General features: G+C 59.1%; 19 protein-coding genes, 1 pseudogene and 1 other annotated feature. Of the genes and pseudogenes, 16 read left to right on the forward strand and 4 right to left on the reverse strand.

Going from position 1 to position 23,835, the window contains the following annotated elements; all coding sequences use genetic code 11:
- Positions 1-6: 6 nt before the first annotated feature.
- From ACI5FR_RS22515 to ACI5FR_RS22540, 6 genes are all read left to right on the forward strand, one after another.
- A complete protein-coding gene (locus ACI5FR_RS22515) occupies positions 7-1,848 on the forward strand; it encodes a hypothetical protein (protein ID WP_405458498.1) in 1,842 nt (613 codons plus the stop codon).
- Positions 1,849-1,919: 71 nt separating this feature from the next.
- Positions 1,920-2,327: a TetR family transcriptional regulator C-terminal domain-containing protein gene (locus ACI5FR_RS22520; RefSeq protein ID WP_405458499.1), complete on the forward strand. Its 408-nt coding sequence runs from the start codon at positions 1,920-1,922 to the stop codon at positions 2,325-2,327.
- Positions 2,328-2,402: 75 nt separating this feature from the next.
- Positions 2,403-2,675, forward strand: a binding site (T-box leader).
- Between the two features lie 175 nt (positions 2,676-2,850).
- Positions 2,851-3,885 carry a phenylalanine--tRNA ligase subunit alpha gene (gene pheS, locus ACI5FR_RS22525; RefSeq protein WP_405458502.1) on the forward strand — a complete coding sequence of 345 codons (1,035 nt, stop codon included), beginning with the start codon at positions 2,851-2,853 and terminating at the stop codon, positions 3,883-3,885.
- Positions 3,886-3,910: 25 nt separating this feature from the next.
- Positions 3,911-6,355, forward strand: a complete 2,445-nt coding sequence (pheT, locus tag ACI5FR_RS22530; protein ID WP_405458503.1) for a phenylalanine--tRNA ligase subunit beta — start codon at positions 3,911-3,913, stop codon at positions 6,353-6,355.
- Positions 6,356-6,491: 136 nt separating this feature from the next.
- Positions 6,492-9,080 carry a cell division protein ZapA gene (zapA, locus tag ACI5FR_RS22535; RefSeq protein WP_405458505.1) on the forward strand — a complete coding sequence of 863 codons (2,589 nt, stop codon included), beginning with the start codon at positions 6,492-6,494 and terminating at the stop codon, positions 9,078-9,080.
- A 12-nt stretch (positions 9,081-9,092) separates the two neighbouring features.
- Entirely contained in the window at positions 9,093-9,647 is a 555-nt protein-coding gene (locus ACI5FR_RS22540; RefSeq protein ID WP_405458507.1) for a CvpA family protein, read from the forward strand.
- Positions 9,648-9,970: 323 nt separating this feature from the next.
- On the opposite strand, the gene ACI5FR_RS22545 is transcribed toward ACI5FR_RS22540, so the two are convergent.
- The 3 genes from ACI5FR_RS22545 to ACI5FR_RS22555 all read right to left on the reverse strand — a co-directional run bounded on the left by ACI5FR_RS22545 (position 9,971) and on the right by ACI5FR_RS22555 (position 11,745).
- Entirely contained in the window at positions 9,971-10,660 is a 690-nt protein-coding gene (locus tag ACI5FR_RS22545) for an SDR family NAD(P)-dependent oxidoreductase (protein ID WP_405458509.1), read from the reverse strand.
- A gap of 114 nt (positions 10,661-10,774) precedes the next feature.
- Positions 10,775-11,209 carry a cupredoxin domain-containing protein gene (locus tag ACI5FR_RS22550; RefSeq protein WP_405458511.1) on the reverse strand — a complete coding sequence of 145 codons (435 nt, stop codon included), beginning with the start codon at positions 11,207-11,209 and terminating at the stop codon, positions 10,775-10,777.
- Positions 11,210-11,379: 170 nt separating this feature from the next.
- A complete protein-coding gene (locus tag ACI5FR_RS22555; RefSeq protein ID WP_405458514.1) occupies positions 11,380-11,745 on the reverse strand; it encodes a phage holin family protein in 366 nt (121 codons plus the stop codon).
- Between the two features lie 191 nt (positions 11,746-11,936).
- Between ACI5FR_RS22555 and ACI5FR_RS22560 the strand changes: the two genes are divergently transcribed.
- The 8 genes from ACI5FR_RS22560 (at position 11,937) to ACI5FR_RS22595 (ending at position 20,410) form a co-directional block, all read left to right on the forward strand.
- Positions 11,937-14,300 carry an endonuclease MutS2 gene (locus tag ACI5FR_RS22560; protein WP_405458516.1) on the forward strand — a complete coding sequence of 788 codons (2,364 nt, stop codon included), beginning with the start codon at positions 11,937-11,939 and terminating at the stop codon, positions 14,298-14,300.
- A gap of 143 nt (positions 14,301-14,443) precedes the next feature.
- On the forward strand, positions 14,444-15,124 hold the full coding sequence (locus tag ACI5FR_RS22565; RefSeq protein ID WP_405458518.1) for a PspA/IM30 family protein: 681 nt from the start codon (positions 14,444-14,446) through the stop codon (positions 15,122-15,124).
- 125 nt (positions 15,125-15,249) lie between these two features.
- A complete protein-coding gene (locus ACI5FR_RS22570) occupies positions 15,250-15,675 on the forward strand; it encodes a DUF350 domain-containing protein (protein WP_405458520.1) in 426 nt (141 codons plus the stop codon).
- 119 nt (positions 15,676-15,794) lie between these two features.
- Entirely contained in the window at positions 15,795-16,349 is a 555-nt protein-coding gene (locus ACI5FR_RS22575; protein ID WP_405458521.1) for a hypothetical protein, read from the forward strand.
- Positions 16,350-16,449: 100 nt separating this feature from the next.
- Positions 16,450-17,289, forward strand: coding sequence for a metallophosphoesterase (locus ACI5FR_RS22580; RefSeq protein ID WP_405458524.1), 840 nt, complete (start codon positions 16,450-16,452; stop codon positions 17,287-17,289).
- 98 nt (positions 17,290-17,387) lie between these two features.
- Entirely contained in the window at positions 17,388-18,719 is a 1,332-nt protein-coding gene (locus tag ACI5FR_RS22585; RefSeq protein WP_405458526.1) for an MFS transporter, read from the forward strand.
- A gap of 84 nt (positions 18,720-18,803) precedes the next feature.
- Entirely contained in the window at positions 18,804-19,736 is a 933-nt protein-coding gene (gene cysK / locus ACI5FR_RS22590; protein ID WP_405458528.1) for a cysteine synthase A, read from the forward strand.
- 80 nt (positions 19,737-19,816) lie between these two features.
- Positions 19,817-20,410, forward strand: coding sequence for a YdeI/OmpD-associated family protein (locus ACI5FR_RS22595; protein ID WP_405458530.1), 594 nt, complete (start codon positions 19,817-19,819; stop codon positions 20,408-20,410).
- A gap of 70 nt (positions 20,411-20,480) precedes the next feature.
- Here the strand turns inward: ACI5FR_RS22595 and ACI5FR_RS22600 are convergent, their stop codons facing one another.
- The gene (locus ACI5FR_RS22600) at positions 20,481-21,530 is read right to left on the reverse strand and encodes a permease (protein ID WP_405458531.1); all 1,050 of its coding nucleotides are present in this window, start codon (positions 21,528-21,530) and stop codon (positions 20,481-20,483) included.
- A gap of 229 nt (positions 21,531-21,759) precedes the next feature.
- On the opposite strand from ACI5FR_RS22600, the pseudogene ACI5FR_RS22605 reads away from it, so the two are divergent.
- Positions 21,760-22,309: pseudogene (locus ACI5FR_RS22605) on the forward strand (uracil-DNA glycosylase).
- A 396-nt stretch (positions 22,310-22,705) separates the two neighbouring features.
- Positions 22,706-23,824 (forward strand): ABC transporter ATP-binding protein, encoded by a 1,119-nt coding sequence (locus ACI5FR_RS22610; RefSeq protein WP_405458534.1) that lies wholly within the window; start codon positions 22,706-22,708, stop codon positions 23,822-23,824.
- The last annotated feature ends 11 nt before the right edge of the window (positions 23,825-23,835 follow it).

Raw genomic sequence — 23,835 nt, forward strand, 5'->3', positions numbered from 1 at the left:
GTCGATGTGAACAAGCGACTCCGCTTGCTCAGCTTCGTGAGCGCGACGCTCATGCTGCTGGCGGGCTGCGAGCCGTCCAAGGAGCTGGCCGTCTCTCCCGTAGAAGGCTCCCCGACCGGTTCGACAGCCCGCCCTGAAGCCACGGGGACAACCGCTCCGACCGCCAGTCCAAGCGCGAATCCGAACTTCGACACGATCGCGCCCAGCATGAGCCCGATTTTGCCGACTTCGCCGCCTTTCAGTACTCCCGCTCCGACCGCGAGTATGATCCGAGGGACACCGTCGCCCGCCGGAAGCCCGACCCCAAGCGGGCCTAGCGCGACGCCGGATCCGGACGGAGAGTCTGCAACTGCGTTCGAATCGCGCCAGGACGAGATCTCGAGACCGAGTCCGGATTCGAAGACGAGCTGGGACGTTCGGCTTGGCAACCATACATATCAAGTAACAGTAGCTATAGATCCCCAAAAATCGCTGCTCGTGGCGGCGACCGAAGCGGGACAGCGGACTCCGTTGACACGGGAATCGTTCGGCGAAGCAGGCACCTTGGTCGTGACCCCGATCGAGAACGGATCCGGCGCCCGCACGCTCTTGATCGAAGCTTCCTCCGGGAACGCGGGGGCGGACATTCGGTCCACTGTTCTCGCCCTGGACGCGAGCGGACAGCTAACACTGGCGGCCGATCCGTTTCTGGCGCTGAATACGGCCCGATTGTCGGAGCACGTACCTCGTATGAAGGACGAGGCGCTCAAAGCATGGGTGACGGGTAAATATATGGGTTTCCACACAGCGCGGTTTCAATCGTATACGGCCACGGGGCCGAATGCGGGCACTGTGAGCTACAACGTAGGCAGCGAGCCCGTGCTCGTATCGGGCAAGGCGGACGTGCAGTACGACTTCGACAAGCAGCAATTCGCGCTGAATGCGGTCACGAACGCCACCTTCGAGGATGCGCTCGCCAGCCCGTCCTGCTCGAGCATTATCCGGGTGCAGGATCCGCAATTCGGCGAGATTCTCGCCTGGTCGGAGAACAAGAATCCCGACTCCTACCGGTTCGCGGCGATCAACCCGACGTATCTGGCGCAAGCGGTGGCCTGCGGGGAATCGCTAGACAAGCCGTTCAAGAACGGCTCCTCTTATTTGCTGGAGACGATCGTACGGTATTACGACAAGCCGGAATTGCTCAAAGGCATCCTCGGCGCTTGGAAGCCGAATCCGCGCATTCAGGACCGGAATGGCCGGAGCGCCTATACGATCGCATTGGCTGCAGGAGTGCAGGAGCCTGAGCTTCTGGGACGGCTGCGCGAAGGAATGACGGCAGCGCAAGCGACGGCCGAGGAGCAGGCGGTGAAGCTGGCTCTGCACGGAAGCCGACTGTCCATGGCGGAGATGCAGCAGCTCATTAAGGGCGGCATCTCGATCAACACCGATCTGTCGGACTACGCGTACTTGCTAAGGGAGAAAGATTCGGATTACTCCAGCGGTACGATTCTGGGCAGCGCCGTCATCCATGGCGACTATGAACGGACGAAATGGCTGCTCGAGAACGGGGCGGACCCGAACCAGAAAATCGGATCGGGGGAGTACAAGCGCAGTCCGCTTCGGGCGGCGCTGACCTTGCCGGATCTGAAGGTGGCGGAGCTTCTGCTGCAGAAGAAGGCGAACCCCGATGAGGTGTACTCGACGTTCCCGGTGCAGCAGTCCCTGCTCGCGGGCAGCCGCTGCAGTCCCGACAAGGTGGCGCTGCTCAAGAAGTACGGAGCGGCGAAGTGGATCATGTACGACCCGGACCCCTCGATGCGGGTGGATTACAAGACCGAGGACGAGATTATGAAGCTGGCTTGCAAATAAGGCCGTTATTTCAAGGCTGCTCCGAAGCGACTGGTCATTTCCAAAGCAAGGAACAATTTTTCTTCCATATCATGAGGTACCGTCAATCCTTAAGCAGCGGTTGGACGAACATCCCGAAACAGTTCAACCCGGCGGACACGACGCTCGAAGAGGTGCTCCTGGCGACCCTTGCGCAGCTGCAACAAATGTGGAAGGCGGGTGCGAATTGGATTTTGGTGCTAGTGGACTTTTACCAACAAACGAAACACGATCCGGAGCTGCACGAGATGCTCAAAAGGGAGTATCGGGGTTGGGTTGCCGAAATCGAGACCTACGTGAACGTCTTAAAAGAGCAAGGATGGATCTCGCACAACAAAGATCCCCATCTCATTGCGATGCAGATCATTGCGTTCAACGAAGGATTTACGACCTTTTCGGTCCTGTTCGGAGGCTCGAATCGCGAGGCGTTCATTCAAGGTATGGTCAAGCTGCTGGCTTAAAATCACGGCTCTCTCGCCTAAAACCTAGCATTTACTTGCATCCGGGCGGCCGATTGCATATAATAAGGCTTAATATTAAATGCGTGGACGGAGAAGAGTAAGCTGCCGTAAACCTTACAGGGAAGGGACGCCGTAGATTGAGAGCGTCGCTGAGGATCAGGCCGCTGAAGTTCGCTCCCGAGCAGTCCTTTGAACAGGCTTCGAAGAGATTCACTTTTCGGGGAATTAGTAGGAGGTACCGGTTTCGAGCCGTTATTCGATCAAGTGAAGCCCGTCTTCATCGTTCGCCTGGCGGATGCACGGACACGAGCTTAACAAGGGTGGTACCGCGAGCACATCGTCCCTTCTGGGAGAGGTGCTCTTTTTTGTGTGTGAGCAATGGGAATCTCGGGGTAGAAGTCGGCATAGGCTGCAAGCTTCACTTCACTTTTTGGGGGTAAATCGGGGTCCCCGAAAAGTAATCGGCATAGGCTGCAAAGCTTAGCTTCACTTTTTGGGGTACAAATACTAGGAGGGTATGGAGATGAAGGAACGGTTACTAGCGTTAAAGGCAGAGGCGCTGCAAGAGCTGGAGCAAGTCGCGAACAGCCAGCACCTGAACGACCTTCGGGTCAAATATTTGGGCAAGAAAGGACCGCTGACCGAGATTTTGCGCGGCATGGGAGCGCTGAGCGCCGAAGAGCGGCCGATCATCGGCCAGGTAGCGAACGACGTTCGTGCCGCCATCGAGGAAGTGATCGAGGCGAAGCAAGCCGAATATCAGCGGCAAGAGACCGAGCACCGTCTGCTCGCCGAGACGATCGACGTGACGCTGCCGGGCCGTCCGGCCGAGCTGGGGGCGCTGCATCCGCTAAGCAAGGTCATCCAGGAGATCGAGGACATTTTCCTCGGGATGGGGTACACCGTTGCAGAAGGGCCGGAGATGGAGAAGGACTACTACAATTTCGAAGCGCTCAACCTGCCTAAGGACCACCCGGCGCGCGATATGCAGGACTCGTTCTACATCACGGACGAAATTCTGATGCGCACGCACACGTCTCCCGTGCAAGTCCGCACGATGGAGAAGCGGAAGGGCGAAGTGCCGATCAAGATCATTTGCCCGGGCCGGGTGTATCGGCGCGACGACGACGACGCTACGCATTCTCATGTATTCATGCAGATCGAGGGACTCGTCATCGACCGCAACATCCGCATGAGCGACCTGAAGGGGACGCTGCTGCAGTTCGTGCAGGAGATGTTCGGGAAGCAGACGCAGATTCGGCTGCGCCCGAGCTTCTTCCCGTTCACGGAGCCTAGCGCCGAGGTAGACGTCTCCTGCATGATGTGCGGCGGCCACGGCTGCCGGGTGTGCAAGCACACCGGATGGCTTGAAATTCTCGGCTCCGGCATGGTTCATCCGCGCGTGCTGGAGATGGCCGGCTACGATCCGAAGGAATACAGCGGCTTCGCGTTCGGGATGGGCGTAGAGCGGATCGCGATGCTCAAGTACGGCGTAGACGACATTCGGAATTTCTATATGAACGACCTGCGGTTCTTGAAGCAGTTCGTGCATATCTAATCGAGCGGGACAGGAGGAGCTACCCATGAAGGTTTCTTATAAATGGTTGTCGGAGTACGTAGACTTGAAGGGATACACAGCAGCGGAATTGGCGGAAAAATTGACGCGCAGCGGCATCGAGGTCGATGTGGTGGAGAACCGAAACAAAGGCGTAGACGGAGTTGTAGTCGGGTACGTCAAAACGCGGGAAAAGCATCCGGATGCGGATAAGCTGAGCGTGTGTACCGTCGATGTGGGGCAAGGAGAAGATTTACAAATCGTCTGCGGAGCTCCGAACGTGGCGGCGGGACAAAAGGTGCCGGTGGCCGTCGTCGGTGCGGTGCTGCCCGGAGATTTCAAGATCAAGAAGGCGAAGCTTCGCGGCGTCGAGTCGCAAGGCATGATCTGCTCGGCGAAGGAGCTTGGCCTGAACGACAAGCTGCTCCCGAAGGAAATTCAAGAAGGCATCCTCGTGCTGCCGGAGGACACGTCGATCGGGGCTTCGATTCTCGACGTGCTCGGGATCGACGATGAAGTGATGGAGCTCGACCTAACGCCGAACCGCTCGGACTGCTTGAGCATGCTGGGAGCGGCATACGAGATCGCGGCGATCCTAGGACGCGACGTCAAGCTGCCGGACAGCGAGCAGGGGCTGCATGCGTCCGCGGTCAAGGCGGCCGACAAGCTCAGCGTCCGCATCACCGCAGCCGAGCAATGCTCGCACTACGCGGCGCGCCGCATCGAAGGCGTGCATATCGGCCCGGCACCGCTGTGGATGCAGAACCGGCTCATGGCGGCGGGGATTCGCCCGATCAACAACATCGTCGACATCACGAACTACGTGTTGTTGGAATACGGCCAGCCTCTGCATGCGTTCGACGCCGAGAAGCTGACGAACGGCCAGATCGACGTTCGCCTTGCGGCGGAAGGCGAGAAGCTGACGACGCTCGACGACAACGAGCGGGAGCTGTCGCCTCACATGCTGCTGATCACGGACGGCGTGAAGCCGGTTGCGATCGCGGGCGTCATGGGCGGCGCCAACTCCGAAGTGACGAGCGGGACGACGGCGCTTGTGCTGGAGTCGGCTCGTTTCGCAGGCGGCTCCGTGCGCAAGACGTCCCGCCAGCTCGGGCTGCGTTCGGAAGCGAGCGTGCGCTTCGAGAAGGAAGTGAATCCGGAGGCCGTCATTCCGGCTCTGAACCGTGCGGCTTCGCTTATCGCGCAGTATGCAGGCGGCCATGTGAACGAAGGGATCGTCGAAGCCCGCACCATGACCCCGCAGCCGGTGTCGATCGAGCTGCCGCTTGCCAAGGTGAACGCGTACTTAGGCACGGAGCTGGCGCTGCTGGAAGTGAAGGTCATTTTCAACAGGCTGCACTTCCCTTACGAGGAGAAAGCTGACGAAACGCTGCTCGTGCACGTGCCTTCCCGCCGCGGGGACATCACGCGGGATGTCGATCTCATCGAAGAGATCGCTCGTCTATATGGTTACGATAATATCCCGACCAGCCTGATCCAAGGCGTGACGACGCCGGGGGCGCTCACTCGCGAGCAGCGAATTCGCCGTACGATCCGGGGACTGCTCACGGGAGCGGGGCTTCATGAAGTGGTGGCCTACTCCTTCACCCATCCCGACCAGATCGGACAGTTCCGGGGCTTGTATCCGGAGGCGAAGCCGATCGCGCTCGCCCTGCCGATGAGCGAGGAGCGAAGCGTGCTGCGCACTAGCCTGATCCCGCATTTGCTGGATACAGCGGCTTACAACCGCAATCGGAACATCAACGATGTGGCGGTGTTTGAGATCGGCAAAGTGTTCATCAGCCAGGAAGAGCAACTGACGACTTTACCGGACGAGAAGTTGATGTTGGGTATGCTATGGACCGGGAAGCGCGACGAAGCGCATTGGGGCGCCAAATCGCCGGCCGTCGACTTTTACGACCTGAAGGGCGTCTTCGAGACGGTCATCGCCGACCTGGGCATTCAGGGGGTCCGCTATACGGCCGCCCAGCCGGTAGGCTTCCATCCAGGCCGCACGGCCGAGATCAGCATCGTGTCCGAGCGCGGAACGACGGTGCTTGGCCGGATCGGACAGCTGCACCCCGCTTTGCAGCAGGCCAAGGATTTGGAAGACACATATGTGCTCGAGATCGAGCTGCAGCCTCTGTTCGACTATGCGGACTTCACGATCGCAAGCGTCCCGCTGCCGAAATATCCGGCGATCTCTCGCGATATGGCGGTCGTGGTGGCGAGCGACGTGCCGGTCGGCGATCTGGTCGCCAAAGTGCAAGAGACGGCCGCGGCGCTGCTGGAGTCGATTGAGGTGTTCGACATTTATACGGGAGAGCGGCTCGGCGCCGGGAAGAAGAGCGTAGCGCTCGCGCTAGTGTACCGCCATGCGGACCGTACGCTAACCGACGAGGAAGTAAGCGAGCTCCACGGCTCTGTAGTGCGGGTTCTGGAAGAAACATTCCGCGCTGAGCTGCGGAAATAGGAAGGAAATAGGCCGGTGGCATCGAATGTTATTATAACGTCGATGTGCCGGCTTTTTTTGCGCCTTTGAAGCCGGACGAATCGTCGCAACACACCATTCCGGGAATCGGAACGAGAGCGGAAAGGATGGCATGGGCATGAAACCGAATGGCGACAAAATTCGAGTGACCGTGGATATTTACGGCCATACATATAAGCTTCTGACAACGAACAGCGTAGGCTATGTCAAACGAGTCGCGCAATACGTAAACGATCAAATGCACCAGATCGCCGCGGGCTCGCAGCGGTTGGACATGCCTCGCATCGCCGTGCTGGCCGCGGTCACGATGGCGGACGAAGCGATGAAGGTGCAGCTCGAGATGGAGCAGCAAACCGCCGAGCTGGAGGAAGCGGTTCGTGTGAAGGCCGAGTATGCCGCGCTGCAGGAAGAGTCCCAGGCGAAGGCGGCGGAGCACGAAGCCGAGGTGAGCCGGCTGGAGGAACGCATACTCAAGCAGGTCGAGGAGCTGAAGCGGGTTACGGAGCTGCATGACGCCGAGCGGGTGGAGCATAAGCAGCTGGCGATTCAGTGGAAGCAGCAGGAGGAGCGGCTCGCGGGGGAGATCGCGAGTTTGCGGCAGGCGCAGCAGGAAGCCCTAGAGAAGAGCCGGATGCAGCAGATCGCAGCTGAGCGGCTGCAGGAGGAATATGAGCGCTATCGCCAGGAGCAGGGCGAGCTGCTCAGCATCAGCGAGCAAGAGGTGGCGGAGCTCAAGCGCCGGCGCGAAGAGCTGGAGCACGAAGGCGCCCGGCTGCGGGCGGAGCTGGAGCGGAGCGCGGAGGAGCTGCGCGAGCGGGAGCGAGCGAGCGAAGCGGCGTTGGCGGAGCAGCGGCGCGAGAGCGAAACGGCGTTGGCGGAGCAGGCGGAGCGGAGCGAAGCGGCGTTGGCGGAGCAGGCGGAGCGGAGCGAAGCGGCGTTAGCGGAGCAGCGGCGCGTGAGCGAGCAAGAGCTGAGCGAGCTGAGGCGCCAGCGGGACGAGCGGGAGCGCGCCACGGCGCAGCTGCGAGCGGATCTGTCGCAGCGGGAGCAGGCGCTGGCAAGCGCGCAAGCGGAGCTGGCCGCTGCGCGTGAGGAGCTCGCGCGGAGCAACGACGAACACCGCGAGCTACTGCGCCTGAGCGAGCTGGAGCTCGCCGAGCAGCAGCAGCGCAGCGAAACGGCGCTCGCGGAGCAACGGCGCGTGAGCGAGCAAGAGCTGGCTGAGCTGAAACGCCAGCGGGACGAGCGGGAGCGTGCCACAGCCCAACTGCGGGCAGAGCTGGCACAGCGCGAACAAGCATTGGCCGGCGTGCAGGACGAACTGGCCGCGGCGCAGGCCGAGCTCGTGCGGAGCGTCGAGGAGCACCGCGAGCTCCTGCGGCTGAGTGAGCAGGAGCTGGCCGAGTACCGGCAGCGCAGCGAGGCGGAGCTGGCACAGCTCCAGCAGCAAAGCGCTTTGGCCCGCGCCGAGCAGCAGCAGCGCCACGAGCAAGAGCTCGCGGAGCAGCGGCAGCGCGGCGAGGAAGCGCAGGCCGCGCTCGAGCGGAAGCGCACGGAGCTCGAGGCGGCGTTGGCACAGCGCGATCGGGCACTGGCGACCGCGCAGGCCGAGCTGGCCGAAGCGCAAGCGGAGCTCGCGCGGAGCGGCGACGAGCAGCGTGAGCTGCTGCGCCTGAGCGAGCAAGAGCTCGCGGAGCAGCGGCAGCGCGGCGAGGAAGCGCAGGCCGCGCACGAGCGGAAGCAGACGGAGCTCGAGGCGGCGTTGGCGCAGCGCGATCGGGCGCTCGCGACCGCGCAGGCCGAGCTGGCCGCCGCGCAAGCGGAGCTCGCGCGGACCGGCGACGAGCAGCGCGAGCTGCTGCGCCTGAGCGAGCAAGAGCTCGCGGAGCAGCGGCAGCGCGGCGAGGAAGCGCAGGCGGCGCACGAGCGGAAGCGCACGGAGCTCGAGGCGGCGTTGGCGCAGCGCGATCGGGCGCTGGCGACCGCGCAGGCCGAGCTGGCCGCCGCGCAAGCGGAGCTCGCGCGGAGCGGCGACGAGCAGCGCGAGCTGCTGCGCCTGAGCGAGCAAGAGCTCGCGGAGCAGCGGCAGCGCCACGAGCAGCAGCTCGCGGAGCAGCGGCAGCGCAGCGAGGCCGAGCTGGCGCAGCTCAAGCAGGCGCTCGCCGGCGCGGAAGCGAAGCTCGCACGCAGCAGCGACGAGCAGGAGCTGAAGCGCAAGCTCGCGGCCGAGCAAGAGCAAAAGCTGCTCGACCAGATCGTCGCGCAGCAGGAGACGCACCGGCGCGAGCTGCGCGAGCAGGAGCAGGCGAACCTCACCGCGATCGAGGAGATCGAGACGCAGTGGCGAATGAAGCTGCAGCACACCGAGGAGCAGCTAAGCGACCTGCAGAGCCAAGCCGAGCGAGCCGAGGCCGAGCTGCTGGCGCTGCAGGAGTCGGCGCACGGCTGGCAGGAGGCGGCGTCGGCCCAAGCCGACACCGAGTGGATCGCCCGCTTCGAGGCGGCGGAGAAAGACTGGACGGAGCGGCTCGAACAGGCGAGAGCGCGGGAGCGCGAGCTGCAGGACGAGCTCGACCGGGCGAAGAGCGCGCCGGCGGGCAATCCCGAGCTGGAAGAGAACTACCGCAAGCTGCAGAACGAATACGCCAAGCTGAAGGTCGAATTCAACGAGTGGATCGAGCTGGTGGAAATCGTAGAGAAAGAATAAAGGGTGACGCGCATGCACACGTACAATGTGTTGGATGTCGTCGTTGCCATCGCGATCGTGGGCGCCATTCTCCTCGGTTATTACCGGGGGTTTGTCGCCCAGCTTGTTTCGATCGCCGGTTTTGTCGCCGCATACCTGGTCGCCTACTGGCTCTATGACGACTTGGCCGCCGTTCTGGCGCGTACGCTGCCGGTCCATTCGTTCAAGGCGATCGAGCAGTACGCCTTCCTCATCGAAGGCTTGAATGTCGATCGGTACTTGTACAACGCGGTCAGCTTCGCCTTCCTGTTCATCATCACGAAGGTGGGGCTGACGATCGTAGGCCGCATCCTGCACCTCGTGACCAAGGTGCCAGGGGTGCGGACGGTCAACAAAGCGGCCGGCGCCTTGCTCGCCTTGATCGAAGCCGTGCTGCTGATCGTAATCGGGGTCCATGTGATGAGCGTGCTCCCTTCGGAATCGGTACAAAAGCTGCTGGCGGACTCCCGGTCGGCGGCCTTCATCATGGAGCATATGCCGGACGCAATGCTGAAGCTAAAAGAGCTCTGGAGCACCACCCGCAGTTAGCAAAAAACGGCTCCAATTCGATTTTGCCTATTTTTTGTGGATGGTTCATCGAAACGCGCGCGCTCTAGTTTGAATTCACCAACTTACAGAAGGCTGGAATTGATTTGGACAAGCTCTAGTTCGATTCCGCCGAATTGGACCACATGTTTACAATACGGATCCCGAAATACCGCCATATAGTTTGGCAAATTCGAACTGCATAGCGTGGACTTCCCTTAGGCACAGACTCCAATTGGGCAAAATCGAACTACTCGCTGAAAATCGAATTGGGCCTCGAACGACCTCCTCGACCTTGAATCGCCGAACAACAAAAAAGACCCCGCTCAAGCGGGATCCTGCGCTTCAAACAAATGGCCGTTGTAGCTGCCCGGAGCGAGGGTGACGAGGCGGAGCAGGTCCGGCGCGATCCGGTTCGGGTCGACGCCGTTCGTCTGCTTTTCCGTCTTCACCAAGCCCGCATTGTACAGATTGATCAACAGATCGTAGCCGCCCTCCTCCCCGGCAATCGAACGCGTGAGCGACTCGAGTCCCGCCTTGCTGGCACTGTAGGCCGCGAATCCGCAAGCGCCGTTCGCGAGGTCGGATGTGATATTGACGATCCGTCCGTATTTTTGCTTGCGCATCAGATGGAGGCACGCTTTGGTCATGAGAAAGGCGCTTGTCAAATTATTTTGCAGAGTATAGTTCCAGGAATCAAGCGTGGTCTCCACGATCGGTGCGGGCTCGTAAACCGCTGTGTTGTTAATGAGGATATCGATATGGCCGTACGACGTCCGGACCAGGTCGACGAGCGTCTGCACTTCCTTCTCCGAGGACACATCCGTCCGGACCGCGTGGGCGATCCCCCCGAACGACTCGATCTGCTTTTTCACTTCCTCCAGCTGGGAGAGACGTCTTCCGCACAGGATGACGACCGCGCCTTCGCGGGCGAACAGCAGAGCCGTTGCTTTGCCAAGGCCGGTCCCTGAGCCGGTGACGACTGCGATTCGATTCGCTAAACGACCATTCCTCACAATCCCAACCCCTTTACTATGTTATAAATATCCTACCAGATTTTGGTGCGTTAGCAAATACATCCGCAACAAAAAACAGCCTTCTCACAGAAGGCTGCTCTCAGGATATGGGCATTAAGCTTCAACCACAATTTTCGCTTTCATTTTCGCATGGTCCGTCCCGCATGGAATGTTGCATTGAATATCGTACGTGCCGGGCTTGTCGAATTTGAATTCGACGGTTTTGTTCGTGCCGACCGTCAGGTCGATGCCGTTCGCCTTGAAGCCGTGTGCGCCGTCCGTGCTGTTCAATGTGACTTTGTATGTCTCGCCGGCTTTTACTTTGTATTCGGCTTGGTCGAACTTCCAGTTCGTTGCGGTAATTTTCAATTCCTTGGCTCCGCCGGAAGCCGGAGTAGCGGCCGCTGTCGAAGAGGGCGACGAGGAAGGCGATGAGGTTGGCTTGGCCGATGCGCTTGGAGACGCGTTGGTCGCTTCGTCTTTTTTGCTGCAGGCTGCAATTGTGAAAATTACGGTTAATGCCATCAGTGCTACGATAAGCTTCTTCATCATGATCCCTCCGTTTGAAATGGAAATTGTTGCTTCCCATCCATTATACAAGATCGGGCACCCTAGCGCGGTGACAGTCTTGTGAACTTAGGAACGGGTCCGGAGGGACCGGATATGTAGGAAAAGAGTCTGCTCTTGCGGAGCAGACTCCGGGGTGGTTCGGCCGGTTGCTACGAGGCACTTCCTTCACGCTTCGTAGCGTCGAAGGGCGTGCTGACCGGGATGAACAGATCGACAATTCCGATGACAAGAGCAGCCAGAATAGCTCCGATGATGGAGACACTCACGCCGGTGACGACGAATTGTGCGATCCAGATGATAAGCGCGCTCGCCAGGAACCCGACGATACCCCGACCGAAGGGCGTGATTCGTTTGCCGAAGATCCCTTCGACAATCCACCCAATGACGGCAATGACCAGGGCCAGGAAAAAGGCGCTCCAGAACCCGCCAATGCTGAACGCAGGCACGATCCACCCCACCACCATCAGAACGATCGTGGAAACCACCAAGCGAACGAGATGACCAAGAAACTGCATGCGAGGGTCCTCCTTTTGGTTTGATGAACTACATTCGAGGCTCGCCATTATTGTTTGCCAATTCACCCGCAATATGAGTCCCACATCTCGGCAAAATTAGTTATACCCGATCGCGGCCATGGTAACGGCTTTTCCCTTCGGCTATAATAGACGGGAAGCCCGTATGCTCGTTTAGGAAAAGAGGATCTGTCTTGAATACGAAAATTTTATATACATTGGAATTCGCCAAAATTACGGCCCGGCTGGCCGAACATGCGGCTACGTCGCTGGGCAAAGGAATGGCCGAAGCGCTCCGTCCGAACTCCGACTTGGATACCGTCAAACGCTTACTCCAAACCACAGATGAAGCGGTCAAGGTCGACCGCTTGAAGGGAGGGGCTCCATTCGGCGGCGTCCGCGACGTGAGGCCTGCGCTGCAGCGGGCCCGGATCGGCGGCATGCTGAGCATGCACGAGCTGCTCGATATCGCCAACACGACTTCCGGAGGGCGGAGGCTGAAGCGGTTCCTCCAAGCCGTACATGAGCAAGCGGAGATTCCGAGCCTGGTGGCGCTGTGCGAGTCGGTCGGCGACCATACCGAGATCGATCAGGCGATCAAGGCCTGCATTGACGATCAGGCCGACATGCTCGACAGCGCGAGCCCCGAGCTGGCTCGCATCCGCCAGGAGCTGCGCACAAGCGAATCCCGGGCGCGCGACAAGCTGGAGCAGATGATCCGGACGTCGTCCGTGCAGAAAATGCTGCAGGACGCGCTTATCACCATCCGCGGCGACCGATATGTGATCCCTGTGAAGGCGGAGTACCGCAGCCATTTTGGCGGGATCGTCCATGATCAGTCGGCCTCCGGCGCCACGCTCTTCATCGAGCCCGAAGCGGTTGTCACGCTCAATAACAAGCTGCGGGAACTGAAGCTGCGCGAGGAGAAGGAGATTGAGAAAATCTTGCTCCGGCTCACTGCGATCGTAGCGGAGGTCGCGGAGGAGCTGCGTTATACCGTCGAGGCGCTGGCGGAGCTTGATTTTGTATTCGCCAAGGCCGGACTCGCCCGCGAGTTGAAAGCGACCTTGCCGCTGATGAACGATCGCGGCTTCTTGAAGCTGAAGAAGGGCCGTCATCCGCTCATCCCGCCGGCCGCCGTCGTGCCGCTCGATCTGGAGCTCGGGAATCAGTTCTCGACGATCATCGTGACCGGCCCGAACACCGGGGGCAAGACCGTCTCGCTCAAGACCGTCGGCCTGCTGAGCTTGATGGCGATGTGCGGCTTGTTCATCCCCGCGGAGGACGGCAGCCAGCTGTGCGTATTCGATGCGATCTTCGCCGATATCGGCGATGAGCAGAGTATCGAACAAAACCTCAGTACGTTCTCCAGCCATATGACGAACATCATCAGCATCCTGAAGGACATGACGCCGAAGAGCCTCGTGCTGCTGGACGAATTGGGAGCCGGCACCGATCCTTCGGAGGGCTCTGCGCTCGCCATCGCCATTCTCGACCATATTCACCGGCTGGGCTGCCGGACGATTGCGACTACACACTATAGCGAGCTGAAGGCATACGCCTTCGAACGTAAAGGTATTATTAACGCCAGCATGGAATTTGATGTGCAGACGCTGAGTCCCACTTACCGGCTGCTCGTCGGGGTGCCGGGGCGAAGCAACGCCTTCGCGATCGCCGAGCGACTCGGGCTGCCGCTGCGCATCATCGAGGCGGCGCGCGGACAAGTGGGCGAGGACGATCTGCGCGTCGAATCGATGATCGCCTCGCTCGAGGCGAACCGGGTGACCGCGGAAGCGGAGCGCCACAACGCCGAGCAGCTGCGCCGCGAGGCCGAACAGCTGCGGCAGCGGCTCGAGGACGAGCAGCAGCGCTTCCGCGAGCAGCGCGACAAGCTGCTCGCCCGCGCCGAGGAGGACGCGCGGGCCGCGGTGGCCAAGGCGCGCGCCGAGGGCGAGGCCGTCATCCGTGAGCTGCGGCGGCTGGCGCTCGAGGAGCGCGGCGCGGTGAAGGAGCACCAGCTGATCGAGGCCAAGCGGCGGCTCGATCAGGCGGTGCCGGAGCTGCGCGACAAGCAGCCTCAGCGCGCGGCCGGCAAGCGGAAGGACGAAAAGGTCGAGGCCGGCGACGAAGTGAAGGTTGTGCACCTGAACCAAAAAGGCCATGTCGTAGAACTGGTGAACGACAAAGAAGCGATGGTGCAGATCGGCATTATGAAGATGAAGGTGCGGCTCGACCAGCTGGAGCTGATCAAGGCGGCGCCCGCCAAGCCGGTGCAGCAAACGGCGACGACGGTCAAGCGTACCCGCGACGACAATGTGCGCACGGAGCTCGATCTGCGCGGCTCCAATCTCGAGGAAGCCATCGTCGAGACCGACCGGTTCTTGGACGAGAGCTTCTTGAATAATATGGGTCAGGTATACATCATCCATGGCAAGGGGACGGGCGTGCTGAGGGCCGGTCTGCAGGACTATTTTCGCAAGCATAAGCACGTGAAGAGCTTCCGCCTCGGCAATTACGGAGAAGGCGGCGTCGGGGTGACCGTCGTCGAATTGAAATAAGCTTGAAAAAATGTTGAAACCGCATATTAGGTTCTGCGTATGAATGGGTGTAAGGAAAAACGTTCAGAGGGCTTGCAAGCCGAACGATAACCTGGGACAATCGAATCAACAATAAACCACATTTATGCGGGAGGAACCGAACAATGGGAATTTTCAAAAGACTGCGCGATATGACGATGGCTTCGATCAATGACTTGCTGGACAAAGCGGAAGATCCGGTTAAGATGCTGAACCAATTCCTGCGTGACATGGAAGAGGATATTCTGGAAGCGGAAGCAGCGGTAGCCAAGCAAATCGCGATCGAGAAGAAGTTCAAGCAGCAAGTGGAGGAGCTCGAGGAGCTCGTCGCCCGCCGCGAAGAGCAAGCGCTCAAGGCGCTGGAACAGAACAACGAGGACCTCGCCCGCCGCGCCCTGCAGGACAAGAAGGAGCAGCAGGCGAAGCTCGACGACTTCAAGAGCCAGCATACCGTCGCCAAGACGAACGCCGACCGTCTGCGCAGCCAGCTGGATGAGATGAAAGATGAGTTCGGCAAGATGAAGAACAAGAAGGATACGCTCGTCGCCCGTGCGGAAGCCGCCAAGGCGCAAAAGCATATCAACCAGGCGATGTCCGGTTTCGGGACCGACAATGCGGCCAAGGGCTTCGACCGGATGACGGAGAAGGTGCTGCAGATGGAAGCCGAAGCCCAAGCGAGCGACGAGCTGCGCTCCTCGAGCCGCTCCCTGGACGACGAGCTGAAACAGCTCGACAAGTCCGGCGGCGTGGAAGACGAGATGGCTGCCCTTCGCGCCAAGCTGGCCGCCAAGAAATCGCAAGCATAATGCCTCTCATGCCGGTTGCGAGTGTGATATAATGAATGCAGAGAGACCGCGGATCGTTGCTGCTTCCTCGGTCTCTTCCGCTTTAATTCCCTCTGGGATATTAGGAAGGGCGGCGCAATATAACTATGGATAAGGTTGAGGAAGTGGATGTGTTGATGGCGAATCCGTATATGGAAACATTGGCCTTTTTCTCCGTGGCGATCCTGGCCTTGATCGTGTTTTTGGCGATTTTCGAATTTGTAACCCGTTACAATGACTGGGCGGAGATTAAGAAAGGCAACGTGTCGGTCGCGATGGCGCTGGGCGGGAAAATTTTCGGGATTTGCAACATTTTCCGCTTCGCCATTCTGAACAACGACACGATTCTGCATTCCTTGATTTGGGCGAGCTTCGGGTTCGTGCTGCTGCTCGTGACTTACTTTATCTTTGAATTCCTGACCCCTGTGTTCAAGATCGACCAGGAGATCGAGCGGGATAACCGGGCCGTCGGGCTGCTGTCGATGATCCTCTCGGTCGCTTTATCTTACGTTATCGGAGCGAGTGTGACATAAGTTCATGAAATATTTATGGGGAACGCTGTTCGCGCTGGCGCTTGTGTTTTTTGGCGTGGGCGTGTACTATTTAATGAAATAAAGCGAGTGTGAACTCGTCTCGAAGGAGGGCTTCCGGCATGAACGATCGTGAGATTGCGATTTGTCCGTGGTGCCAGACGGAGATCGTCTGGGATGAGGAGTTGGGCCCGGAGGAGCAGTGCCCGCATTGCCAGAATGAGCTATCCGATTACCGCAGCATCCGGTTGAGCGATACGGACGATGATGTAGACGAGTATGCGGTCGAGGATGACGATGAGGCGGAGTCCCCGGACGAACTCGACGAGACGGACGAGACCGACGCCGCTCATGCTGGAGGCCGGTCCGGCACGGGAGGGCTCTATACGCTGTCCTCGTATGAGACCGCCACGAGACACTTGCTCGACCGTCAGGACGTGTTCGCCGACTGCGGCGTGTGCGGAGTGGAGATGCTGCACTTGGGCAAGCTGCCGCCCAGCCCGCTCGTGAACCAGCCGGACACGCTGTCGGCCTGGAAACGGCCGATCCTGGACGGCAAGCTCGAGCTGGATGCCTTCGTCTGCCCCGCTTGCTTCCGAGTCGAGATGAAGCTGACGGATTCCGACCGCATCCAGTTCGTACAGCAGCTAACGGCGCAAGGGCAAGAGCAGGAGTAAGACAAGTCAGAGCCGCTTTGGCTTCCCTGAGGAAGCAAAGCGGTTCTGTTTTTTTAAGGCCTGCATCATGTTTTGGAGGTTCAGAGAGGAGAGTTGCTCTTTGTCAGGCACGGAAATTACGGTGGCCGCTGCCGCCCTACTCGTAGCTGCGGTGATCGCGCTGGTCGTTTGGGTGTATCAGACATGGGTCGTGGATGTTGTCCGGGTGTCGCTCCCCTCTCCGCTGGAAGCGGGAGTCCGCCTCGTCCAGCTGTCCGACTTGCATGGGAAGACCCGGTTCTGGAACGGTTCGATTAGCGATCAGGTCAATCGGCTGGAGCCGGATGTCGTGCTGATCACCGGAGATTTGACGAACCGCCTCACCCAACGCGCGCGCGTCATCGCGGAACTCAGCCGAATCCGGTGCGGGCAGATCGTCTTCATTCCCGGCAATCACGAGTGGTACGAATACCGCTTTCTTCGCAAAATGATGTACCCGCGCGAGCACTATGAGGAGACGATGCGGCAGCTCCGGCACGCGGGGATCGTCGTGCTGGAGAACGCCTATACGGTCATTCCCACCCCGGGCGGCCGAGTGGCTGTCTGTGGATTCGACAACTCTTTCTACGGCAACGAGAAGCCGGTTCACGTCCCGGCCGACGAGCAGGCGGCTTATATTGTCGCCCTCGGTCATGCCCCGGGGATCGTTCGCTTTTTGCGCAGGGAACGGATCGACTACGATCTGCTGCTGGCCGGCCACACCCACGGGGGACAAATTCGCTTGCTCGGGTGGAGCTACGGCATAGCCCAAAAATATCACGTAGGGTTGAAACGATTGGACGGCGGTAGGGCGTTCTACATCAGTCGGGGCTTGGGCAACGTGCATTTGCCGATCCGGCTCGGAAGCAGGCCGGAGCTTACGCTGTTCGAACTGGAAGGATCGCGTAACGGGAATGGCTGACAATGGCTGATTCCTAGTGCATGTCAACTTGCCGCGCGGGGCACGTTATAGAAAGTCGCCGAATGGCTGGCAATCCGAACAGAACCTAGGTGATTTTCATGCAGACGAAAGACCGCGCACGCTCGAAATGGGGAACCCGGTCCGGGGAAACGCCGACCCCCAATTATTTTCACAACCGCGATCTCGAGGCTGCGCCCGCTGCGGGGGGGAAAAAGCCCCGCGCCCACTTGGACCGCCAAGCATGGCTGCTCTTGTTCGTGAACGGCTTGTTCGCCGCCGCCAACGCCTTGTCCGGAACGTTCGTGAACGTCTATCTGTGGAAGGTGAAGAACGATTTCGCCTTGATCGGCTGGTTCGCGTTCTCCCATCAGGTGACGATGGCGATCACGTTTTGGCTGGCCGGGAAGTGGGTCAAGGAAGGGAACAAAATGAACGCCCTGCGGCTAGGCGTAGCGGTGTCGGCCGTGTTTTACTTGCTCGTGCTGCTGCTCGGGCGGTCGGCGATCAATTGGATCTTATTGCTAGGGGTGGTCCAGGGGCTGGCCTCCGGTTTTTTCTGGCTCGCGTTCAATGTGGTGTATTTCGAAATTACGAATCGTGACAACCGGGACCGGTTTAACGGGTGGGCGGGTTTGCTCGGCTCCGGGGCGGGGATGATCGCTCCCTGGGTTTCCGGCTTCGTGATTTCGCGGCTGCCTGGAACGACCGGGTACCGATGGATTTTTGCCGTGTCGCTCGGGATATTCGTCCTGGGGGTTGTGGCCAGTTTTTTTCTGAAAAAGCGCAAAGTAGAAGGCACCTATGACTGGCTGCATGCGTTCCGGATTTTGCGTAGGAGCGAGGAAGCCTGGCGTCCCGTGTTCGCTGCCCTGTTCGCACAAGGGGTTCGGGAAGGGGTCTTCGGGTTCATCATCGGTCTCTTGATCTATATCGCCACGCAGAACGAAATGAACATCGGGAATTTTTCTTTGATTACCTCGGCCTTGGCGCTCGTGAGCTTCATGGTGGCCGGCCGGTTCGTCAAGCCGCGAACCCGCAAGTGGGCGATGCTCGTCGGGGTTGTCGTCATGATCGCGGTGATCCTGCCATTTTTCTGGTCGGTGCGGTATTCGACCTTGTTAGTGTTCGGCATCGGCACCGCCCTGTTCATCCCGCTCTACACGATTCCGATGACTTCTTCCGTATTCGATCTGATCGGGCGGGACGAAGAAAGCGCGAAGCAGCGCGTCGAATACGTCGTCATGCGGGAGGTAGGGCTGAACCTCGGGCGTATGGCAGGCACGCTTGTGTTTATCCTCGTCATTACGCTGACTCATGGGTCGCCCACTTCGATCAACTGGCTGCTGCTTGGGATCGGAAGCTCGCCGATCGCGGCGTGGTGGTTTATGCGTAAGCATTTGGTCGCTGGGCGGGGTAGTCACGCGTCCTAAAGAGGGTTATTCCGATAAACTTACAGAGGTAAAGCGGTTGGTTGTGTGGTATAATGGGGGGCAGTAAAGGAGAGATGGATTCGGATGAGCCGGAAACTGGTGAACGACGTTACAGCTTTGATCGGGGATACCCCTGCGGTGAAGCTGAATCGTCTTGTGGGAGAGCACGACGCGGAAGTGATCGTGAAACTGGAATATTTCAACCCGAGCCGCAGCGTGAAAGACCGGGCGGCTTTTAATTTGATCGTCCGCGCGGAGGAGGACGGGTTGCTGTTGCCGGGCGCCACCATCATCGAGCCGACGAGCGGGAACACCGGCATTGGACTGGCCATGAACGCCGCGGCCCGTGGGTACCGGGCGATTATGGTCATGCCCGACAACTCGACGAAGGAGCGCATCAACATTCTGAAGGCCTACGGCGCGGAAGTCGTGCTGACGCCTGCAGCGGAGCGGATGCCTGGCGCGATTCGCAAGGCGGAGGAGCTGCGGGATCAGATCCCGGGGAGCTTCATCCCGCAGCAGTTCGAGAATCCGGCGAACCCGGACATCCACCGGCTGACGACAGCCCGGGAAATCTACGAGCAGACGGAAGGCCGGCTCGATGTGTTCGTCGCGACGTCGGGCACGGGCGGGACGATCACCGGCACCGGCGAAGTGCTGCGGGAGCTCATTCCCGGCATCGAGATTCTCGTCGTCGAGCCGAAGGGGTCGCCCGTCCTGTCCGGCGGCCAGCCGGGGCCGCACAAGCTAGTGGGGACGAGCCCCGGGTTCGTGCCCCCGATCTTGAACACGTCGGTCTACGACCGCATCATTCAGGTCGCGGACGAGGACGCGATCCAGACCGCGCGGGACTTGGCCGCGAAGGAAGGCATTCTCGTCGGCCCGTCGGCCGGCGCGTCCGTCTGGACCGGGCTGCAGGCCGCGAAGCGGCTCGGCCCGGGCAAGCGGGTGTTGTGCATCGCGCCGGACACCGGCGAACGTTACTTGAGCATGGGCATCTTCGGCGAAGCCGATTGATGCACGCAGGAACTGCCGGGGGATTGTCCCGGCAGTTTTTTATTTTTATAATAGGCTGTGTGAAAGGGGAGTGTTCTTTGATGACCACTAGCAGAATGAATCCGAAGGTTGACGGTTTTTTGCGTAAAGCCAAAAAGTGGAAGGAAGAATTTGAGAAGCTGAGAAATATCGTTCTTGACTGTGACCTGACGGAAGATTTTAAGTGGATGCATCCTTGTTACACCTTTGAGAACAAAAACATCGTTTTAATCCATGGATTTAAAGAATACTGTGCGCTGCTGTTTCACAAAGGCGCCTTGTTGCAGGATCCCCATGGGATTCTAATCCAACAAACGGAGAATGTCCAGGCGGCGCGCCAGATCCGGTTCACCAATGTTCAAGAAATAATTGAGATGGAAACCATCTTGAAAGCCTATATTTATGAAGCCGTTGAAGTTGAAAAAGCCGGCTTGGAAGTGAATTTTAAGAAGACGTCGGAATTCGTAATCCCTGAAGAATTTCAAAATAAATTGGATGAATTCCCTGGATTAAAGACAGCTTTTGAAGCGTTGACTCCGGGACGGCAAAGAGCTTACATTTTTTATTTTTCGCAGCCCAAGCAATCCAAAACTCGAGAGTCTAGGGTTGATAAATATATACAGCAAATTCTCAATGGCAAGGGATTGGATGATTAGTTAAAAAGGGGCGAAACCGTCAGGTCTCGTCCCTTTTTGCCGCGTTACTGCTTATTTACCTTCGAGAGTCTTATAGCCAAAGAGCGCCGATGCACCCACTGACGATCCCCGTTGCGACGACCGCTCCGAGCACGAGCAGTAAAATTTTGCGCGGGAAAGACCGCGACACCATCAGAAGCGACGGCAGGCTGACCGCGGGCAGCGTGAGCAGCAGCGCGGACGCTGGGCCGGCTGCAATGCCGGCAGCGAGGAACGATTGGATAATCGGGATTTCCGCCGCCGTCGGAATCACGAACAGCGTTCCGGCCACTGCAAACAGCAGGACCACGAGCGCACCGGACCCGACCGACAGCGGAAACAGCCAAACCTTCATTGCGCCCAGAACGAGCACGGCGATCAAATAAGCCGGCACGACCTGCAGCAGCATGAGGCCAAGGCTTTTCATCCATCGGCTCCAGAAGGAGGCCGTCGACGACTCCGGCGAGGCTGCGGAGGAAATCAGCAGGTCCGGCTTCATTTCCGTTTCTTGGCCTCTCATCATCCGGTTGGCTATAAAACCAACGCCCAACGTCAGCAGAATGCCCAGCACGATGCGCAGCACGGTGAACTTCCAGGACAGCACGAACGCCATAAACACAAGCGTCGCCGGATTGAGCACCGGATTGCCGATCCAGAACGCGAGCGCCGCGCCAGCCGACACGTTTTTGCGCCGCAATCCCGCGGCGATCGGGGCCGCGCAACAGGAGCACATCATGCCCGGAAGCGACACGAGACCTCCGCACAGCACGCTCGCGAAATTCGATTTGCCAAAGAGGCGGAGCAGCCAGTGTACAGGAATCAGCACCTGCACGAGCGAGCCCAGCAAGATGCCGAGTACGGCCGCTTTCCAGACGGATTTGAAATAGGTCTCCGCGTATCCGACCGCGTCTTTCCACGTCGGTGTGCCGGCGTGCGCGGCCGATTCCCCAAGAATCGATTTGCCGATCGAATGGGTGTCCGCCGCCGTTAACGCTTTATGATAATACGGCCACCATTTGACATACAATAAACCCGCCGCGGCAATCAGAAGAAACGCCAACACCATTACGACAGTCCGGGCTCCGCGCGGTTCCTGCCGCATTTTTAAACCGCTTACTTGCACTTTATCTCAACCCCTTACATGTGGATACACGACTTCTTCATACGGCAATGCCATCTAGGATTATACCATAGAAAGATGCCCAGTGGTCGGGGATGGTTGAAAGAAACGTGAAACCGGATGAATTGGAAAACGCGGCAAGTTTTTGTTTCGGTTGGGCATAATGGATTCATGATGTGTGATTTGGAAGAAGGAGCTGCACGACACGGAAATGGATCATCCCTTTATTATCTTGCCTGAAGAACAAGCGCCCGAAGGGATTCGGCATTGTGAGCTTTGCGAACTATCCCGGCAGCGGACCCGTGTCATTTGGGGGGAAGGAAATCCAAGCGCCACGCTAATGATGATTCTGTAATCCGGGAGCCCGGGAAGATCGGGAAGGAAATTCGTTCCTATGCGGTACCCGAGAAACCCTCCAACTCGGCATGAGGGAAGCGGGGATCGCGCCAGATTCGGTTTATGTCACCTATTTGCTCAAATGCCGACCGACGCGTACTTACAATAAGCCCGAGGCAAGAGCGGCATGTCTTCCTCATTTACAGCTGCAGCTCCACCAGAAGCAGCCTCTTGTATTATTTGGCTTTGGAAATATCGTGGCCGAAGCCCTCTTCCCGCAGAAGGAGAATGCCAGTGTCAAGGATTTGCGAGGCAGCTGGCTCGAGCTTCAGGGGATGCCCATCGGCTTTACCTATCACCCGCTCGCCGTAAGAAGGCGGCCCAATTTGTTAATACGAGAAGTGGAGGGAAGTGCAACGCGTTAAACTCTAGAATCGGCCCTGCGCCGTTCTAAAGCTTGTCGCCGCAATTCCACACTAACTGAGAGCCCCGGACGAACCCGCCCTTAAAGTAACCAATCTTTCTACTACCCCCTTCCCACGAGGAAAAGCCGGCACCGAAGAGGGCATGGCGATGGAGCGGAGAAGCGCTAGCGTCCGCCTTTGAAATCGTGTCGCAACCCTAGCAACCATACAATCCAAGCGAAACGATTTCAACAGCGGTCGGAGCCCATCGCCATGCCCGGTACGAGCGCCAAACTGACGCGCCAAGTTTACAGCTTTTCCACACAACCTTCACACCAAATTCATACGCCCCCCCTTACAATGATGGTAGAAGCACGAAAGCGTTACCATCCGTGAATGAGGAGGGGGTTTGCCAGCATGTCTCGCATTTTATTCAACCACGTATTCAAGATGTACGGAAAAGACAAGCAGCCCGTCGTGAAAGATTTCAACCTGGAAATCCACGATCGGGAGTTTATGGTATTCGTAGGCCCGTCCGGGTGCGGGAAGTCGACGACGCTCCGCATGGTGGCAGGGCTCGAAGACATCAGCAAGGGCGAGATCTACATCGGAGACAAGCTCGTGAACGACTTGCCGCCAAAGGACCGGGACATCGCCATGGTGTTCCAGAACTACGCGCTGTACCCGAACATGTCGGTGTACGAGAACATCGCGTTCGGCCTGCGCCTGCGCAAAATGCCGAAGCACGAGATCGACACCGGCGTGAAGCGAGCCGCCCGCGTCCTCGAGATCGAGCCCTTCCTCGAACGCAAGCCGAAGCAGCTGTCCGGGGGCCAGCGCCAACGGGTCGCGCTCGGCCGGGCGATCGTCCGGGAGCCGGAGGTGTTCCTCATGGACGAGCCGTTGTCGAACCTCGATGCGAAGCTGCGGGTGCAGATGCGCACCGAGCTCATCAAGCTGCACAAGCAGCTCGGCGTCACCACGATCTACGTGACGCACGACCAGACGGAAGCGATGACGATGGGCAACCGGATCGTCGTGATGAAGGACGGCATCATCCAGCAGGTCGACACCCCGGAGCAAATCTACAACAACCCGGTCAACACGTTCGTGGCCGGCTTCATCGGCTCCCCGCCGATGAACTTCATCCAGGGCCGCCTCGAAGAGCACGAGGGCCGGCTGGAATTTCACACGAACCGCTTCGCCCTGGAGATTCCGCAGGGGAAAGCAGCCGAGCTCCGCGACAAGCGGCTTGTGAACAAGGTCGTCCTGCTCGGCATCCGGCCGGAGAACGCCAGCACGGAGGAGATCATGTTCCAAGCGTTCCCGAAGGCGATCATACCTGGCATTCACTTGCTCAGCGAGCTGATGGGGGCGGACCGGTACGCTTATCTGGACATCGGCAATAAGACGAACCTGGTCGTGCGCGTGCACCCGCGAAATATGTATGACGAAGATACGAAGCTGGAAGTGGCCGTCGACATGAGCAAGGCGTTGTATTTCGACGTGGATACGGGCGCCCGCCTAATCGATTGACCGAGGGAGGA

Source organism: Paenibacillus sp. HJGM_3 (assembly GCF_045062745.1).
Taxonomy (GTDB): domain Bacteria; phylum Bacillota; class Bacilli; order Paenibacillales; family NBRC-103111; genus Paenibacillus_AA.

Coding starts and splice junctions, on each gene's coding strand:
- ACI5FR_RS22520 (WP_405458499.1), top strand. CDS start 1,920: ATGAGGTACCGTCAATCCTTAAGCAGCGGTTGGACGAACATCCCGAAA.
- pheS (WP_405458502.1), top strand. CDS start 2,851: ATGAAGGAACGGTTACTAGCGTTAAAGGCAGAGGCGCTGCAAGAGCTG.
- pheT (WP_405458503.1), top strand. CDS start 3,911: ATGAAGGTTTCTTATAAATGGTTGTCGGAGTACGTAGACTTGAAGGGA.
- zapA (WP_405458505.1), top strand. CDS start 6,492: ATGAAACCGAATGGCGACAAAATTCGAGTGACCGTGGATATTTACGGC.
- ACI5FR_RS22540 (WP_405458507.1), top strand. CDS start 9,093: ATGCACACGTACAATGTGTTGGATGTCGTCGTTGCCATCGCGATCGTG.
- ACI5FR_RS22550 (WP_405458511.1), bottom strand. CDS start 11,209: ATGAAGAAGCTTATCGTAGCACTGATGGCATTAACCGTAATTTTCACA.
- ACI5FR_RS22555 (WP_405458514.1), bottom strand. CDS start 11,745: ATGCAGTTTCTTGGTCATCTCGTTCGCTTGGTGGTTTCCACGATCGTT.
- ACI5FR_RS22565 (WP_405458518.1), top strand. CDS start 14,444: ATGGGAATTTTCAAAAGACTGCGCGATATGACGATGGCTTCGATCAAT.
- ACI5FR_RS22570 (WP_405458520.1), top strand. CDS start 15,250: ATGGATAAGGTTGAGGAAGTGGATGTGTTGATGGCGAATCCGTATATG.
- ACI5FR_RS22575 (WP_405458521.1), top strand. CDS start 15,795: ATGAACGATCGTGAGATTGCGATTTGTCCGTGGTGCCAGACGGAGATC.
- ACI5FR_RS22585 (WP_405458526.1), top strand. CDS start 17,388: ATGCAGACGAAAGACCGCGCACGCTCGAAATGGGGAACCCGGTCCGGG.
- cysK (WP_405458528.1), top strand. CDS start 18,804: ATGAGCCGGAAACTGGTGAACGACGTTACAGCTTTGATCGGGGATACC.
- ACI5FR_RS22595 (WP_405458530.1), top strand. CDS start 19,817: ATGACCACTAGCAGAATGAATCCGAAGGTTGACGGTTTTTTGCGTAAA.
- ACI5FR_RS22600 (WP_405458531.1), bottom strand. CDS start 21,530: ATGCGGCAGGAACCGCGCGGAGCCCGGACTGTCGTAATGGTGTTGGCG.
- ACI5FR_RS22610 (WP_405458534.1), top strand. CDS start 22,706: ATGTCTCGCATTTTATTCAACCACGTATTCAAGATGTACGGAAAAGAC.